8 protein-coding genes and 1 pseudogene are annotated in these 15,568 nt (G+C 69.3%); 5 read left to right on the forward strand and 4 right to left on the reverse strand.

The genetic code is table 11. The features are described 5' to 3' along the window. The first annotated feature begins 42 nt into the window (after positions 1–42). Positions 43–1,095, forward strand: a complete 1,053-nt coding sequence (locus ACFXC1_RS45240) for a serine hydrolase domain-containing protein (protein ID WP_381254700.1) — start codon at positions 43–45, stop codon at positions 1,093–1,095. Between the two features lie 484 nt (positions 1,096–1,579). Here the strand turns inward: ACFXC1_RS45240 and ACFXC1_RS45245 are convergent, their stop codons facing one another. Together ACFXC1_RS45245 and ACFXC1_RS45250 are read right to left on the reverse strand one after the other, a co-directional pair. After that, complete coding sequence (locus ACFXC1_RS45245; protein ID WP_381254702.1) at positions 1,580–2,128, reverse strand: hypothetical protein; 549 nt, start codon at positions 2,126–2,128, stop codon at positions 1,580–1,582. A 3-nt stretch (positions 2,129–2,131) separates the two neighbouring features. After that, positions 2,132–3,262 carry a DNA/RNA non-specific endonuclease gene (locus ACFXC1_RS45250; protein WP_381254704.1) on the reverse strand — a complete coding sequence of 377 codons (1,131 nt, stop codon included), beginning with the start codon at positions 3,260–3,262 and terminating at the stop codon, positions 2,132–2,134. Positions 3,263–3,570: 308 nt separating this feature from the next. Here ACFXC1_RS45250 and ACFXC1_RS45255 point away from each other — a divergent pair, with 308 nt between their 5' ends. The 3 genes from ACFXC1_RS45255 (at position 3,571) to ACFXC1_RS45265 (ending at position 9,850) form a co-directional block, all read left to right on the forward strand. Then, positions 3,571–6,426 (forward strand): AfsR/SARP family transcriptional regulator, encoded by a 2,856-nt coding sequence (locus ACFXC1_RS45255; RefSeq protein WP_381254706.1) that lies wholly within the window; start codon positions 3,571–3,573, stop codon positions 6,424–6,426. A 149-nt stretch (positions 6,427–6,575) separates the two neighbouring features. After that, positions 6,576–8,372, forward strand: coding sequence for a RecQ family ATP-dependent DNA helicase (locus ACFXC1_RS45260; RefSeq protein WP_381254708.1), 1,797 nt, complete (start codon positions 6,576–6,578; stop codon positions 8,370–8,372). Between the two features lie 1,001 nt (positions 8,373–9,373). Next, positions 9,374–9,850, forward strand: a complete 477-nt coding sequence (locus ACFXC1_RS45265; RefSeq protein ID WP_381254711.1) for a hypothetical protein — start codon at positions 9,374–9,376, stop codon at positions 9,848–9,850. 184 nt (positions 9,851–10,034) lie between these two features. On the opposite strand, the pseudogene ACFXC1_RS45270 reads toward ACFXC1_RS45265, so the two are convergent. Continuing rightward, positions 10,035–12,590 (reverse strand): annotated as a pseudogene (locus tag ACFXC1_RS45270) (lectin); the annotation flags it as partial. A gap of 106 nt (positions 12,591–12,696) precedes the next feature. Then, positions 12,697–13,431, reverse strand: a complete 735-nt coding sequence (locus ACFXC1_RS45275) for a PI-PLC domain-containing protein (RefSeq protein WP_381254712.1) — start codon at positions 13,429–13,431, stop codon at positions 12,697–12,699. A 427-nt stretch (positions 13,432–13,858) separates the two neighbouring features. On the opposite strand from ACFXC1_RS45275, the gene ACFXC1_RS45280 reads away from it, so the two are divergent. Continuing rightward, positions 13,859–15,439, forward strand: coding sequence for an alpha-1,2-mannosidase (locus tag ACFXC1_RS45280; protein ID WP_381254715.1), 1,581 nt, complete (start codon positions 13,859–13,861; stop codon positions 15,437–15,439). Positions 15,440–15,568: the final 129 nt, after the last annotated feature.

Genomic DNA, 15,568 nt, shown 5'->3' on the forward strand with positions numbered 1-15,568 from the left:
GACCCACGGGACATCACACGGCCCACGATCGATCGGGAGACTATGGCGCTCGACCTCGACACCGACCCCATCCACCAGCTCCTCCATGACGGGGTCCGCGACAGGGTCTACCCCGGCGCCGTCTGGGCGATGGGCAACAGCCACGGGATCCTGGCCAGCGGCACCGCAGGCGTCCTGGATCCCGATCAGCCGCACGAACCGATGCGGCACGACACGGTCTTCGACGTCGCCAGCCTCACCAAGATCCTCGCTGTGTGGTCGACCATCGGCTGTCTCGTCGAGGACGGAAAGCTCCAACTCGACACACCGCTGGGCGACTTCTGGTCCGAGGTGAGCGGACGTCCTTTGGGTCAGGTGACCGCACGTCACCTGCTCACCCACACCGCCGGCGCCCCCCTCCGGGCCAACCTCAGGAACCTCTACGGCACCGATCCCCAGGACGTCCGCGACGGCGTCCTGCGCGAAGCCCTGCACCGGCCGCCCGGCGAGGCCGTGGAGTACACCGACCGCGCCGCCCTCATCCTGGGCTATCTCGCCGAACACCTCTCCGGCCAGAGCCTTGACGCACTCGCAGCCGACCGCGTGTGGCAACCCCTTGGCATGACACAGACCCGCTTCGGTCCGTTGCCGGCTGGTGTCGCTGCCCGCTGTGCACCAACCGAGCTCGACGACAACACGAAGACCCATCTCAAGGGGTCTGCACACGACTTCTCCGCGCGCTTGCTGGGCGGAGTGTGCGGCATCGCGGGCATGTTCTCCGTCCTCGACGACCTTGCCGCGTTCTTGCGCTACCTCTTGGCCCCGGCCCGAGTGAGCCAGTCACCCGGATTCGGGCCGGACTGGGTCAAAGAATCCCTGCGGCTCCACACAGGTGAACTCACCCCGCCCCGTGGCCTGTTCTGGCACCCGGCCCCGGGCACCACAGCCCAGACCGACGACGTCTGGGTCCACTACGGCTTCACGGGCACGGGCATGTGGATCTCCCCTGGCAAGGACCGTTGGGCGGCTCTACTCACCAACAAGCTCTACTTCACCCGTGACCGCGAGCCACTCACGCAGGTACGCAACGCATTCCGCTCACACGCCTTCACCTGAGCCGGGCCCGTTGATAGAGCTCCATCGGCGAGTGGAACTGAACACGAGCATGTGGCTCTCGGTTGTACGCTCCTCTGCGCCTGTCCGATCGGAGGACGATGAGCACTGCCAGCAGGTTCGAACGCTTCGTGCAACACATCGCGGTGACCTCGGCGCAAGAGGAGGGCGCCCTGCGCACGGCGCGCACGGTGACGGACGCGTTGAGCAGGCGCTACTACGGGCATCTGAGGTTCCCCTCCTACTGTGGAGACCCTGACCGGAGGGATAGTTGGGGTCATGGCATCCCGTCGCATCCGAGTCCGTGGACGTCAGGAGACAGGCTCGGACGGCAGTGTCGACGTGCGAGACCGGGACGGGCGGCGTCGCACCGTCGCCGGCATCCGGGCGCATGAGCAGCGCTACGGCACCGGCTATGACGAGAAGCGCCATAGCGCCCGCACCGAAAACGACCCACAGCCGCCGACGAGACGGGCGGTGGCAACCATCAGAAACCTTCAAGATCGCCGTCCTCGTCGAGCAGGCGCCCTTCTTCCTCGCGCCACGATTCGAACGTGGCTGGCAGCTCCAGCTCGGCGCCCAGCGGAGGGCGGATGACTCCGCCCATCAGACGCAGCAGGAACTCGGCCATCCCCATGTCGTATTCGTGGTCCCGACGACGGTCCCTGGGTCGGAATACGACCCGCCACTCGTCCGGCCCTCCGGTGCACCGCCACAGGAAGTCGTCACCGGCCTCGTTCGACCCCCAGGTCAGCGTCCCGTCCGCCGGCGGCCACTGAGCACGGAAGAGCAGATGGTCCTCGTACGGGTAATCCTCGAAGCGCGGCGTGCGGATGCCGATCGAGTCGCTGATCGAACCCATCCCGTAGACAGCGACGAAGTCGCGGTAGTCGGCCGGGAGTTCCCACCCGGTGTCGGCGCGCAACTCGCCCCAGTCGACCGTGTCGCCGCCTTCCGCGGGCGGCTGCATGACGCGGCTCAGTTCTTCCACAGCCCAGTGCATGGCGTCCTCGTACCGATCAGATCCGTTGGTCATTGGTCATCGCGTGGGGACGTCCGCACCGGTGCGGCTGTCCACCACCGTGCCCAGATTGCGCCAGCCCCGTGGCGTGTTCATCAGATTCCGTACGCTACGTGTCGTGGTTCCCACCAAGTTGCCATCCTGATCCCACGTTGTGGCAGTCATCTCGTACGCCTCCGGGGTAACTCGATTGCCCAGATACGTGGGGTGTACGGAGTACAGGACCGTCTCGCCCTTCTCCAGTTGAGCTTGCACCTGGTTCTCGAACTGAACCATGTTGTCCATGGCTCCCAGCCCACCCCGCTCCGGGAAGGCATTGGCGTCCCGTCCGCACGTCGACAGGTTCCTCAGGTCGGTCCCGGAGCCGGAGAGCTGATTGCCGAGAAGGTGGCAGTTGTTCACCGATGTCTTGGGTATGGCACCAAGGTGCCGGGCGTAACTCTGAGCCCAGGTGTAGCCGGGCGGACGGATGTCCTTGGTCACTGCCGATCCCGCGTGATCGTTCAGATACTGCGGGGTCAGGCACGCCGCAACGCCTTGGGCTCGGTTGCCGTGTGACGCGTCGGTGCCCTGGTAGTCGACCCACCCGTCTCCGTTCGCCGCGCAGGTGGACGACTCGTCGTCCCGTGGGGCGCAGGCGCCAGCCACCACGCAGACGGCGGCCGTCGTAAGGCCGGCGGCTATTGCCGAGGCGGCGTTGCGCACCGAGTTACCGATATTGATCTTGACAGTAGGCGGCTGAGCAGCCGACGAGATCGAATGGACCGTGAGGGTGCCCTTGCCGATGGACGCGGTGATCTTGATGGCGTGGGCGCGGATCGCCGCGCGGCGGGCTGCCGCCGCAGCCGCCGCCGCTGCCGCGGCCCTCGCCGCCGCCGCGGCCGCGTCAGCGGGGCTGACGCCGCCTCCCCCGCAGGAGTAGCACGTGCCGCTGCCGGAACCGCCGGAGCCTCCGCCGCCGTTCCCGCCGCCCCGGCCCGCACCGGACGAGCCGTCGCTCTGGAGGGACTGGCAGAACGAGTAGGAGTGGACGCGTTTGACCGCCGCCCAGGCGACCGAGGCGGCCCAGAGCGCGGCCACCACCCAACTCACCCCCGCCATCGCGACGTTCGACAAGAACATCGCCTGCGCCGCCCCGGTCTCATCCATCGGTGATGATCCGAAACCGGCCATTCGCGACCGTCGCCGGTCTCCTCCTGGGCTCGGAAACTCCACCGAACTACCTCACCGCAGCAGCTGCGCCGGCCCGGCTCACACCCGAGCCCAACACCCGATCGGCTGCCCGGCCGCTCTCGCGAGATCGTCGAGCGGGAGGAGCCATTCGAGATCTCCGCCACCGTCGACCTCGGATGTCCGATACAGAGCCGACAAGTGGTCACGCTTTGCCCTTCCGGCTGTGCCGAGCGCACGGATATGAGCAAAATCCGTAGAAGCAGTGCAGGTTTCGAAGGGACACCATGGTGCAGCTGCGATTACTCGGCCCAGTCGAGATCTCCCTGACCGAAGGGAGGGCGGACACCGGTCCGCCCCAACGACGCACCGTGCTCGCCGCGTTGGCCGTGGACGCGGGGCGTCCGGTGGGGACCGACGTCCTGATCAGCCGGGTCTGGGGACCCAACCCCCCGGAAGGTGCCCGGCGTTCGGTCCATGCGCACATCACCCGGATTCGTCATGTCTGTGCCCGGCTCGATGACGCGTCCGGCGAAGGACTGCGGCTCGGTCGCCGGTCGGACGGATACGTCCTGGAGGCCGACCGGCATCAGGTCGATGTGCACCACTTCCACCACCTGGTCGGCCGGGCCCACGACGTCGGCGTGCCGGACACCGAACGGGAGTCCCTTCTCCGCGAGGCACTTGGTCTGTGGCGCGGCGAGCCGCTGAGTGGGCTGGACGGCCCGTGGGCCGAACAGATGCGGCAGGCATGGCGGCGTGAACGGGTGGACGCGACCATCGAGTGGGCCCGGGTCCAGGCACGGCTCGGTGCTTCCGCTGCGACGATCGGGCCGTTGTCCGCGCTCCTCGACGATTTCCCCCTGGTCGAGCCGCTGGCCGAGGAACTGATGCGGGCCCTGCACGCCACCGGCCGGGACGCCGAGGCCCTGCTGTGCTACGCCTCCATGCAACGGCGCCTGACGGAGGAACTCGGTACGGACCCCGGTACGGCGCTGCGCAGAGTTCACCAGGCGATCCTGCGCGGGAACCTGCCAGAACCCGCCACTCCCCCGCAACCCGCGCCGCCGGAACGTTCCAGGCCACCGCGGGGAGTGGCGCCCGCACAACTGCCCGTCGCAGTACGCGGTTTCACCGGCCGCCACGAGGAACTCGCGAGGCTGGACGGGTTCCTCGCGACTGCGCAGCCCTCGGCACCTGTGGTGATCTCAGCCGTGTCGGGCAGCGCGGGCGTCGGAAAGACCACGCTGGCAGTGCACTGGGCGCACCGGGTACGGGAGTTCTTCCCCGACGGTCAGCTCTATGTCAACCTTCACGGCTTCGATCCCGGAGGAGCGGTCGGTGACCCGGCGGAGGCGGTGCGCGGCTTCCTGGACGCCTTTGCTGTACCGCCCGCCCGCATCCCTCCAGGGCTGGAGGCCCAGGCGGCGCTCTACCGGAGTCTGCTGGCCGACCGGCAGATGCTGATCGTGCTCGACAACGCGAGGGATGCCGAGCAGGTCCGGCCGCTGCTGCCCGGTGCACCCGGCTGCCTGGTCGTGGTCACCAGCCGTAACCGGCTCACCAGCCTGGCCGCCGCCGAGGGCGCTCATCTGCTCGCCATAGATGTGTTGTCCCCGGACGAGTCCCGGTCCCTGCTGGCCGACCGGCTCGACGCCGACCGTCTCGCCGCCGAACCCGCCGCCGTGGCGGAGATCGTGGCCCGTTGCGCGGGCCTGCCGCTGGCACTCGCCGTCCTTGCCGCTCGGGCCGCCGCCGAGCCCCACATCCCGCTCTCCACGCTCGCCGACGAACTGCGCGAGACCGGCAGCCGTCTGGACGCACTCGACGGCGGTGATCCAGCCACGCGGGTACGGGCCGTGTTCTCCTGGTCCTACGACGCCCTCAGCCCCGGTGCCGCACGGCTCTACCGACAGCTCGGGCTGCATCCCGGACCCGACATCTCGGCCCAGGCCGCCGCGAGCCTGGCCGCCGTGGCACCCACCCGGATTCGCATCCTGCTCGCCGAACTGACCCGCACTCATCTGCTCACCGAACACCTGCCGGGCCGCTATTCCATGCACGACCTGCTCCGCGCCTACGCCGGCGAACTCGCCCGCACCGAGGACAGCGACACCGACCGCCACCAGGCCACGTACCGCGTACTCGACCACTACCTGCACACCGCGCTCCGGGCGCAAAGCCTTCTCGGACCACCGGCGGACCGGATTGTCCCCTCCCCGGCCCAGCCCGGCGTCGCCCCCGAGGAACCGACCGACCGCGAGGAGGCCATGGCGTGGTTCACCGCCGAGCATCCGGTGCTGCTCGCCGCCCTCCAACAGGCAGTCCAGAGCGGCTTCGACACCCACGTCTGGCAGCTCGCGGCGGCGCTTACGCCCTACCACCAGCGGCAGGTGCTCTGGTCCGACTGGGCCGCCACCCACACGGCCGGGCTGGCCGCCGGTCGCCGACTGGCCGACGGAGCGGCGGAGGCCTGCGCCCACCGCAACATGGGCAACGCCGCATCGGCCCTCGGCCGTCCCGCAGAAGCCCGCGCCCACCTCGAACGCGCCGCGGACCTGTATCGACAACTCGGTGAGCCGTCAGGCACAGCGCACACCCAGCTCGCACTGGGCAAAGTCTCGGCCCAACAGGGTCGCCACACCGAGGGACTGGAACACTCACGTCAGGCCGCGCAGGGATTCCACGCCGCCGGAGACCGTGCCTGGGAGGCACTGGCCCTGAACAACGTCGGCTGGGACCACGCGGTGATGGGCGAATACCGGCATGCCATCACCTACTGCGAGCAGGCGCTGATCCTGGTGAAAGACACCGGCCACGTCTCCGGAGAGGCTCACACCTGGGACACCCTCGGATACGCCCACCACCACCTCGGCGAACACAGCGAGGCGGCCACCTGCTACGAAAGAGCCGTGGCGCTCTTCCACGACATCGGAGACCGTTACTACGAGGCGGACATCCTCGCCCACCTCGGCGACACCCACCACGCGGCCCGGAATCCCGAAGCCGCCCGCGAAGCCTGGACCCTGTCCCTCGCGCTCTTCGAGGAACTCGATCACCCGGATGCCGCGGCACTGCGAGCCAGGCTCCACCATCATCTCGGTCTGGATCCGTCGGACACGGTACTGCCAGCACGCGGCTGACTACTCATCTCTACGGTCGGTCACCGGGCGCTGTGGGCGTACCGCGGTGATCTCGACAAGGGCGACCGGATCACGCGAGGCGATATCCCGGCGAACCGGGGTAGCCGCCAGACACCCAGCGGTTGGACGCTCACGCTTCAAGGAGAACGATGCTCACACTCACGTCCCGGCGTCTGCGCGGCACCGCGCGTCGGGTCTTCGGCTGGCAGCAGTTGCGTCCGGCCCAACTGACCGCGATGAAGGCCGTGATGAAGGGGCGGGACGTACTCGCCGTCATGCCGACCGGCGCGGGCAAGTCCGCCGTGTACCAGGTGCCCGCGGTCCTGCTCGGCGGTCCCGTCGTGGTCGTCTCGCCGCTGATCGCGCTTCAGCGGGACCAGATGCAGAGCCTGCTCGGATCCGGCGCGCTGCGCACCGCCGCCATCAACTCCGCGCAGCGCCAGAGCGACAACGAGACGGCATGGGCCCGCATCAGCTCCTCCTCGGTCGACGTGATCTTCCTCGCTCCTGAGCAGCTCGCCAAGCCGGATGTCACCGACCGGCTCGCCGCCGTCCGTCCCAAGCTGCTGGTGGTGGACGAAGCACACTGCGTGTCGTCCTGGGGGCACGATTTCCGGCCGGACTACCTGCGGCTGCGGCACGCGCGGGAGCGGCTCGGCAATCCGCCGGTGCTAGCCCTGACCGCGAACGCGGCGGCCCCGGTACGACGCGACATCGCCGAACGTCTCGGCATGAACGACCCGGTGGAGATAGTGGCCGGCTTCGACCGTCCCAACATCCACCTGGACGTGTCCGCCTTTCAGGACGCAGCCGCCAAGGAGCGGTTCGTCGTGGAGCGGGCGGCCGTCGAGGAGAAGCCGGGAATCCTGTACGCGGGGACACGGAAGGCGGCGGACAGCTACGCGGAGCAGTTGAGCAGCCTCGGGCTGTCCGCGGCCGGCTACCACGCGGGCCTCTCCCCCACCGAACGCCGCCAGACCCAGGACCGGTTCAGCTCCGGTGAACTCGACGTGGTCGTGGCGACCTCGGCGTTCGGGATGGGTATCGACAAGGCGAACGTACGGTTCGTGCTGCACGCGTCCGTCCCCGGTTCTCTCGACGCCTACTACCAGGAGATAGGCCGGGCGGGCCGCGACGGCGCACCGGCCAGGGCGATCCTCGCCTACCGCCCGCAGGACCTGGGTCTGCAACGCTTCTTCGCCTCCGGCGCTCCCGACGCCGACGCACTGCGCCGCGTCGCCGAGCGCCTGCGCGGCGACGGGGGCGCCGTGAGCGCAACCGGGCTCCGAGCCGACTGCGAACTCAGTGCGACGGCACTGTCCGCCGTGCTGAACCTGCTGGAGGAAGCCGGCGCCGTCCGTACCGGACGGGACGGCAGCCGCTTCACCGGCGCGCTCGGCGCCTCCGCGGAGGACGACGTCGACGCCGCGGTGCAGAGCGCACTCGCCGTCCACGCCACGCACCTCAAGCTCGAACAGTCCCGGGTCGACATGATGCGCGGGTACGCCGAGACGACCGACTGCCGACGGCGGTTCCTCCTTGGATACTTCGGCGACTCCGTCCCCGTCCCGTGCGCGGCGTGCGACAACTGCACGGCGGCGGTGGTCAAGCCTGTGGGCGGGCTGAGGCGTGGACGGTCCGGGGACGCCGGACATCCGAACAAGGCGGCCGCACGGCGGCGCCGGTGGCCCCGGGCCGGTACGCGCGCGGGCGCCTCCGCAGGTGCCGTCCGGGCGGCGGAGACGACCGCGCGTCCCACCGGGGACGAGCACGCCTTCCTGCCGGGCGTCCGCGTGCAGCATGACCAGTGGGGCCAGGGTGAGGTCATGAGCGAGGGCGACGGCAAGATCACCATCTTGTTCAAGTCGGTCGGCTATCGCACACTGTCGCTGGCCGTGGTGACGGACAAGCAGTTGCTCGTCGCACTGCCCGACGCACCCCGCTGACGCTGGACCCGCGAGTTCCGGGCGTCGGGAGCCGGCCCTGCCCCGTGCTCAGTGGAACTCGTCGATTTCGGGGCTCTCTGCAATCGCCTCGCTGGGACCGGAAGAAGTCGCCGTAGCCGGCCCCCGGACCGGCTTCATCATCTGCGCAGGTCACCAGCGGCGCGGCCTTCTTCGGCTCGCTCACCGCATTCCTCATCTCCCGTGCCCGGTGCGGTATCGGCCGCAGTCGCGGTCGCGGTCGTACTGTCCGATGCCTCTCACGACGGGGGCGGGCTCGGAGGGGTATCACCGTTCTCGCGCCCCACGCCATGCGCCTGCCGAAGCAGCGCGGCCCCGAGCGGGGTCAGCGTACGCGGGACCGTCGGGCCGATCTGCCGGCCGGTCGTCAGTTCGGCATCGCGGAGGACCGAGGCGTGCCGGCCGGCGGCGGACAGCGAGACCCCCACGACCTGCGCGAGCTCTCCCGTGGTCAGCCCGTCCGCGGGACACACGGCAGGACCCGCGTGCGCGTGCCCCCCGAGCAGCGCGTCCAGCGGCACGTGTTCTGCGGGAAGCGCATCCCTGGGCTGAGGGAGGGTGGAACGCGTACGAGAGCGCAGGCGGCAGATCGGCGTCGGCCGGTGCAACAGGCGTTCCCTACGAGAAGTACGTCGGCGCGATCCTGGGCGTCCCGCTGGGTATCGCGTGCGGCCTTCACCAGGTCGCCGGGTCGAGGAGGTCGATCCGGAACAAGCGTCACGTGCATGCCGAGGGAGCCAGTCCGGTGTGGAGGGATCCTCTCGCGCACCGGGCAACCCACGTCACTGATCGGATCTGCAGCCCCTCGTGCACAGTCGGCCAAATTTCAACTGTGTCGTCCCGTGTTACTGGCGTATCAATGGGGATCGTAAGTTCTGACGGACCGTCACATTCGATCCCCCGCAGTGTGCCCGCACCCACCCGGCCCGGGGTCGCCATCCCATACATGGCACTCCCACCAACGGGAAGGGAACACGATCCCCATGAACCGCTTAGTCACCGGTGCGGCACTCACAGCTGGTGTCATCGCCGCTACGACGCTGGCCTTCGCGCCCTCCGCGTCCGCCGCCGTCACCCCAAGCTCCGCCACCATCACCGCCTCCTGCGGAATCTTCGGCGGCGGTACGGCCACGTTGACCGCGACGCAGGTCAGCAGTACTTCAGCCACCATCACCCTCAGTTCCACCGCCATCACCACGCCGCTCGCCCTGTCGGCGAACTCCATCAGCTCCACGCTCACCATGACCAACTCCACCGGCGCCAACCGGGTGTTCAGCGGGACCGTAAACCCGGCCATACCCGCGGGCGGTGCGGTCAAGGTCGGCCCGCTGCCCGGCACCGTGGCCGTCGGCGACAGCCTGGACTTCTACCAGGGCTCTCTGAAGATGGTGATCTTCGGCATCTCCGTCACCTGTACGTCGAACGCCGCACAGTCGCCCGGACCCTTCGTCTTCAGCTGAGCCCGCCGTGAGTGAGTGACGCATTTCCGATGCCGCAGGAACCGACTCATCTGACGATCTGTCATGTTCCTGCGGCATCCCCACCGACTTCCAGGAGCTGTCACACCCGCACCTTCGGGGCTTGCGCCGGGGGCGATGCCGTACCAGCCGCGGCACTCCGAAGCCGCCACTTCTTCAACGTTCGTCACGCGGACGTGGGAGGCGTCCAACGCTGGCCGGTGCTGCCCGTACAGGTGGCGATGGTCAACCGAGTCTTGTTCGTGGCGCCGTTGCTCGCATCGGTCAGGCACAGGCCGGAGACCGGGTTGACGATCTCGCCGGACGAGTTCGTCTGCCACTGCTCGGCCTGGGTGCCGTTGCAGGTGTGCAGTTGGACCTTCGTACCGGAGATTGTCGCGCCGCCGGTCACGTCCATGCACTCGTTGAGCACCTGGAGTGTGTTGTCCGGGGCGACCTTCCAGGTCTGCGCGGTGGTGCCGTTGCAGGTGTAGATCTGGATGGCGGTGCCGTTCGAGGTGCCCGAGCCCGCGTCGTCGACGCACTTGCCGGTGGCGGTCTCGGTCAGCGGCCCGCTGGGCTGGGCCACTCCGGTGCCCGGGGTGCCGTCGTAGGACGGCGGTGCGGCCGAACTGGTCGCGGCCCAGGACGTGTTGGCGGACGAGGAGAGGGCGAAGTCCAGCTCAACCGAGCCGCCGATGTACGAGGCCGGTACGTACGCCTTGTTCCAGGAGCCGCCGTTGAGGCTCAGCGACTGGACGTACGGCGAACCGTCCGCCGCCGCCGGGGCGTTGACCGTGAGCGTGTGTCCGCCTGCCGTGACGACCGCGGAGGTGAACATCGGGCTGCCGATGGCCAGGTCGGCGGTGCCCGGGATCTCCGGGTAGAGGCCGAGGGCAGACCACACGTACCAGGCGCTCATCTCACCGAGGTCGTCGTTGCCGGGCAGACCGCCTGCGGTGTTGGTCCACAGCTGGTCCTGGACCGCGCGCACGGTGGACTGTGTCCTGTACGGCTCCCCCACCCAGTCGTACTCCCAGGGCAGCCCGATACTCGGTTCGTTGCCCATGTTGGACTGGGTGCCGATGACGCTGCCCAGGCCCTGGAAACCGCCGAGCACGCTGTCCAGGTAGGACGCCAGGGACGAGGAGCCGCCCTCCAAGGACGCCAGCTTGGCGAGGTTGAAGGGGATCATCGGCGTGTAGGTGAAGGCGTCGCCCTCGGCGAAGTCGTTGCTCGACGTGCCAGTGATCAGCTTGGCGTTGAAGCCGTCCATCCAGCGGCCGTTGGAGTGCCGGGGCTGGATGTAGCCGGAGGACGAGTTGTAGATGTTCTCCCAGTCCTGCGCCCGGTCCTGGAACCTCTTCTGCGTGGCGGTGTCGCCGAGCGCGCCCGCGAACGCCGAGAGCGCGAAGTCGTCGGTGTCGTACTCGAGTTGGGTGGACGTCGTGGCGTACTCGTGGCAGCAGCCGTATAGCGAGTTGGTGGGCAGGTAGCCGAAGGAGTCCAGGTAGGTCACGCCGGGGGTGACGTCCGTGTTCGTCGTCTGCTCCTTGACCATGGCGGACAGGGCCGTCGACGTGTCGAAGTTCCGTGCGCCGAAGGCGTAGTAACCGGCAAGCAGCGGTACGGCGGAGTCGCCCACCATGATGTGCGTCTCGGCGGTCTCCATGCCCCACTTGGTGAGCGTGCCGCCCTGCTGGTAGTCGTCGACGACCGACTGCGCCATGTCGGAGGCGGCCGACGGGTCGAGCAGCGCGGTGAGTTGGGCCTGCGAACGATAGGTGTCCCAGGTGGAGAAGTCGGCGTACTTCGCCGCGTGGCCGCTGCTCACCGTGTGCACGGCTCCGTCGAAGCCGCGGTAGGAGCCGTCCGCGTCGCTGATGACGGACGGGAAGAGCGAGGCGTGGTAGAGCGCGGTGTAGAAGACGTTCTGCTGGTCCGAGGTGCCGCCGGTGACGGCGATCTTCGACAGCTCGGCGCTCCACGCCGCAGACGCCGCCGACTTGACGGCCACGAAGGTCTTTCCGGTCACTTCGGCGTCCCGGTTGGCCGAGGCCTCCGCCACCGAGGTGTAAGAGATACCGACCCGGGCCTCCACCGTCCTGCTGCTCGTGGTGTCGAACGTCAGGTACTCACCGCCGGTGAAGGTGCCGGTGGCGGTGAAGGGGTGGTCGAAGGTGATCGCGTAGTAGAGCGTGACCGGGGTGGTGTCCTCGCAGAAGCCGGTGCTGGTGATCGACCCGGTCACCGTGTCGCCGCCGGACAGGCCGAGCGTCGAGGAGGCGTAGGGCGTCTGGGTGTCCTGCACCTTGAGGAGCAGGCTCGCCTGGGTGGAGGACGGGAAGGTGAACTGGCCGATCCCGGCGTGCGTGGTGGTCGTCAGCGCCACGGTCGTGCTGTTGCCCAGGCCGACCGAGTAAGTGCCGGGCGACGCCGTCTCGTTGGAGTGCGAGAAGGACTCCGTCGTGGACGCCGGGTCCGAGCCGAGCGAGCCGACCACGGGCAGGAGCGGCAGGTCCCCGGCCGCGTCGCAGCCGACGCCGGAGACATGGGTGAGGCTGAAACCCGAGACGGCCGAGTCGGAGTAGTTGTAGCCGCCGCCCTTCGGACGTGACGTGGTGTCGGGAGACCACTGGAGCATGCCGTGCGGCACGTCGGCGCCGGGGAAGGTGTTCCCGGCGCTGAAGTCGCCGTTGCCACCGGTGCCGATGTAGGGGTTGACCCGTGCCACGGGATCGGTTCCGGCTGCCGCCCGTGCCGTACCGGCCGGCTAGCCGGACACGGCGAGCGCCAGCGTCGCGGCCCCGACGGCCAGGACACGCAGGAGCGCGCGGGGGCGCAGGGCGTCAGCCACGGGTGAGCACCTCGCCGAGCACACCGTCGGTCGGGGCGGTGATCCAGTCGCTGGAGATGTACGAGGCTCCGTCCGCGGCGAGTTGGGCGACCCGTGCCTTGGCATCGGCCGGCGACGGGGCGGAGGAACTGAGCGCGGGCGGGACGTCGTAGGCGTCAGTGACGACAGTCGGACAGTGGTTGGTGGCGTACCACTCGGTGTCTCCGTCAGTGATCCGGGCGGTCGCGTCCGCGTCGGAGACCACGGACCAGGGGCGCGGCGTGGTGTCGCTGTAGCGGGTGCGCGGGTCGACGGCCTGGGCGTAGACGACGTCCGACCACGAGGAGGCTGGGCCGACCGCCTGCTCGAAGGTGCCGGGGATGATCTCCACGATCGCCCGGCCCGCGGGCCAGCCGTAGTTCGCCCGGTTGTTGGTCTTGGCGGCGGTGTCTAGGTCCGAGTGCCGCGTGCCGTCGCTCTTGGTGAGCAGGTCGGCAGGCGTGCAGAGGACGCTGCCGGGATACGCGTTGACGTAGCCGTCGCACTCGGTCGGTTTCATGCCGAGGGTGCCGTAGAAGCCGTTCTGGCAACTGTCGCGGTTCTGGTTGCTATTGCCGGTTCCGGACACGCCCGCCGGCGTCCGCCCATTGACGTCGTCGGCCTGCGCGGCGGGCAACGCCACCGCATTGAGCAAGGGGGCCGGGACGGACAGAAGTGCACCCCTCAGCCATCGATGGATCATGCCCATGCCAGATCCTTTCGCGCACTGCCCCGTGGTCGCGCAGAGCCTAGAGGGGGCAGATGTCCACCCGCTACGCCCGGGTAACAAGTTGCCGTCGCTGCCACGACGTAGGAACTGTGACGCGGAACAGACCTCACGCTCCTCACCCGATGCCCGGGCAGTCTGCGCCTGCCCATGTCCTCGCACCAGGGGGCACTTGACCAATACGAGAGCGGGGAGGGTGAGACCGTGCCCGTAGATCGACGCCCACCGCAACTCGCCAAGTACCTTGCCTCACTGTCCTGTTGGTGACCGTTGCGGCACAACTCGTAGGCGCGCCAGGGCTGTTGTCAGTGGTTGCCGGTACGTTTTGCAGGCGTCGCGGGCCGCAAGGCCGCGCCACGCACAGCTCGACCGGTAACCCCGGTACGCCCCGAACGACGTAGGGACACGCATGGAACCCGTATTCGCCGATTTCTCCACCAACCCGGCCCAGCTCACGAACGCCGTGGTCACCCACCACCGCTGCGGCATCGCTCCCTCACACCTCGCGCTGGGTGCCGGCGGTCACATCAAGGTGGACTTCACGGTCGACGGGCGGGAGGAGAACGACGAGGCCGTCGTCACGGTGACCGTTCTCGGTACGAGCGCTCCGATGGACGTCCTGCTCAACGGCAAGGCCCTCGCGGAACAGTTGGCGATACCGGCGGACGGGGCGCACAGCGACCCGCAGGACATCGTCCTCAGCGCACCGGGGGAACTCCTGGCCAGCGGTGCCAACGTTCTCGAGGTCCGCAGCCCGGAGGGCTCGGACACACTGCTGAGGCTGCGCGGCGTCACCGTGGTCCCCGCACGCGAACGTGACGAGGCGGAGCGCGCCAGGGCGGCCCGGGCGGCCAACCGGTCCGTCATCGCCTTCAGTGCCGAGGTCCGTTCCCCCGGCGCCACCGCCTGGCAGCCGGCGCCCCGACTTCTCGTCCACATCGACATGGGCGAGCGCGCCATGCCCGCGCACCTCGCGTGGCGCGGGGCGGACGGCTCGGAGGCGGCGATCGGGCTGCGCACGGATCTGACCGGTTTCCTGGGACACCGCAGGACTGCCGACGGCGCGGTCACCGAGTACCGCGGCTCGCTCGCCGACCGCTGGGCCTACCCCGAGGGCACGACCGCGGCCCGGCTGCACCGGTTCTCCACCGAGGAGGGGCATGACAGCACCTGGTCCCCCTCCGGCGAGCTGCGGTTGCTGCTCGACGACGGAGGGGCGGCGCCCGTGGAGCGCGTGTCCTGGACCGACCGGCGAGGCACCACCGCCTCGGTCGTGCTGAGCTCCGCCGACCGGCCCGACGTGCGGAAACCCACCGGTGAACTGCGGGACATCACGCGTACGGTGGTCGGCATCGAAGCGAGCGACGAGTTCGACGCGGCGGGCGAGATCGCGGAGAACCTGCTCAGCAAGTCCCGGAGCAAATGGCTCGGGGACGGCGACTCCGCCGTGCTCGACTTCACCCTTGCGCACCCTGCCGCCGTCACCGTCTACCGGCTGACCTCGGCGAACGACGCCCCCGAGCGGGATCCCGAGGAGTGGGAACTCCAGGGATCGCACGACGGCGGCCACTGGACGACCGTGGACTCCCGCACCCGCGAACACTTCAGGCAGCGCTACGAGACGAAGGAGTACGCCGTCGTCTCCCCCGCGTCCTACGCCCACTACCGTCTGAGCATCACCGACAACCACGGCTCCGAACAGACCCAGCTTTCCCGGATCCAGTTCCTGGCCGCCGAATCCGCCGCCGGACCGGCACAGGGCGCCGCCGACTTCACGGGCTACCGCACCTCCCTCGGGGGCGACCCCGAGGGATACCGGGGTACGACCGTCCCCGGCCCCTGGTCCGACACCCCCAGCGGGCAGGACGGCCAGGAAACAGGGCACGCCTTGCAGAACCTCCTCGCCGGCGACCTGGGCGAGACGGCCCGCGGCCTGGACGACGCCGCCCGGCTCATCGGCAAGCTGGCGGCATACCTGCAGAATTCCTGAAGCCCTCGCACCGCTCCGCCGGGTTCGAGGAATCGTCGCCGGCACCGCGGCCGGTTGATCAGGCCGCGGGCAGTGCGGACAGACGCTCGGCCGAGGCCGGCCGGCCGAGCGTGCTGCAGGTGATGGCAC

Origin of the sequence: Streptomyces hokutonensis, from assembly GCF_042751305.1 — a bacterium.
GTDB lineage: Bacteria > Actinomycetota > Actinomycetes > Streptomycetales > Streptomycetaceae > Streptomyces > Streptomyces hokutonensis_A.

What these genes read in the sequence shown, in the direction of transcription:
- ACFXC1_RS45245 (WP_381254702.1), bottom strand. Translation starts at nt 2,128, where the DNA reads ATGACCAACGGATCTGATCGGTACGAGGACGCCATGCACTGGGCTGTG.
- ACFXC1_RS45275 (WP_381254712.1), bottom strand. Translation starts at nt 13,431, where the DNA reads ATGGGCATGATCCATCGATGGCTGAGGGGTGCACTTCTGTCCGTCCCG.
- ACFXC1_RS45250 (WP_381254704.1), bottom strand. Translation starts at nt 3,262, where the DNA reads ATGGATGAGACCGGGGCGGCGCAGGCGATGTTCTTGTCGAACGTCGCG.
- ACFXC1_RS45265 (WP_381254711.1), top strand. Translation starts at nt 9,374, where the DNA reads ATGAACCGCTTAGTCACCGGTGCGGCACTCACAGCTGGTGTCATCGCC.
- ACFXC1_RS45260 (WP_381254708.1), top strand. Translation starts at nt 6,576, where the DNA reads ATGCTCACACTCACGTCCCGGCGTCTGCGCGGCACCGCGCGTCGGGTC.
- ACFXC1_RS45240 (WP_381254700.1), top strand. Translation starts at nt 43, where the DNA reads ATGGCGCTCGACCTCGACACCGACCCCATCCACCAGCTCCTCCATGAC.
- ACFXC1_RS45255 (WP_381254706.1), top strand. Translation starts at nt 3,571, where the DNA reads ATGGTGCAGCTGCGATTACTCGGCCCAGTCGAGATCTCCCTGACCGAA.
- ACFXC1_RS45280 (WP_381254715.1), top strand. Translation starts at nt 13,859, where the DNA reads ATGGAACCCGTATTCGCCGATTTCTCCACCAACCCGGCCCAGCTCACG.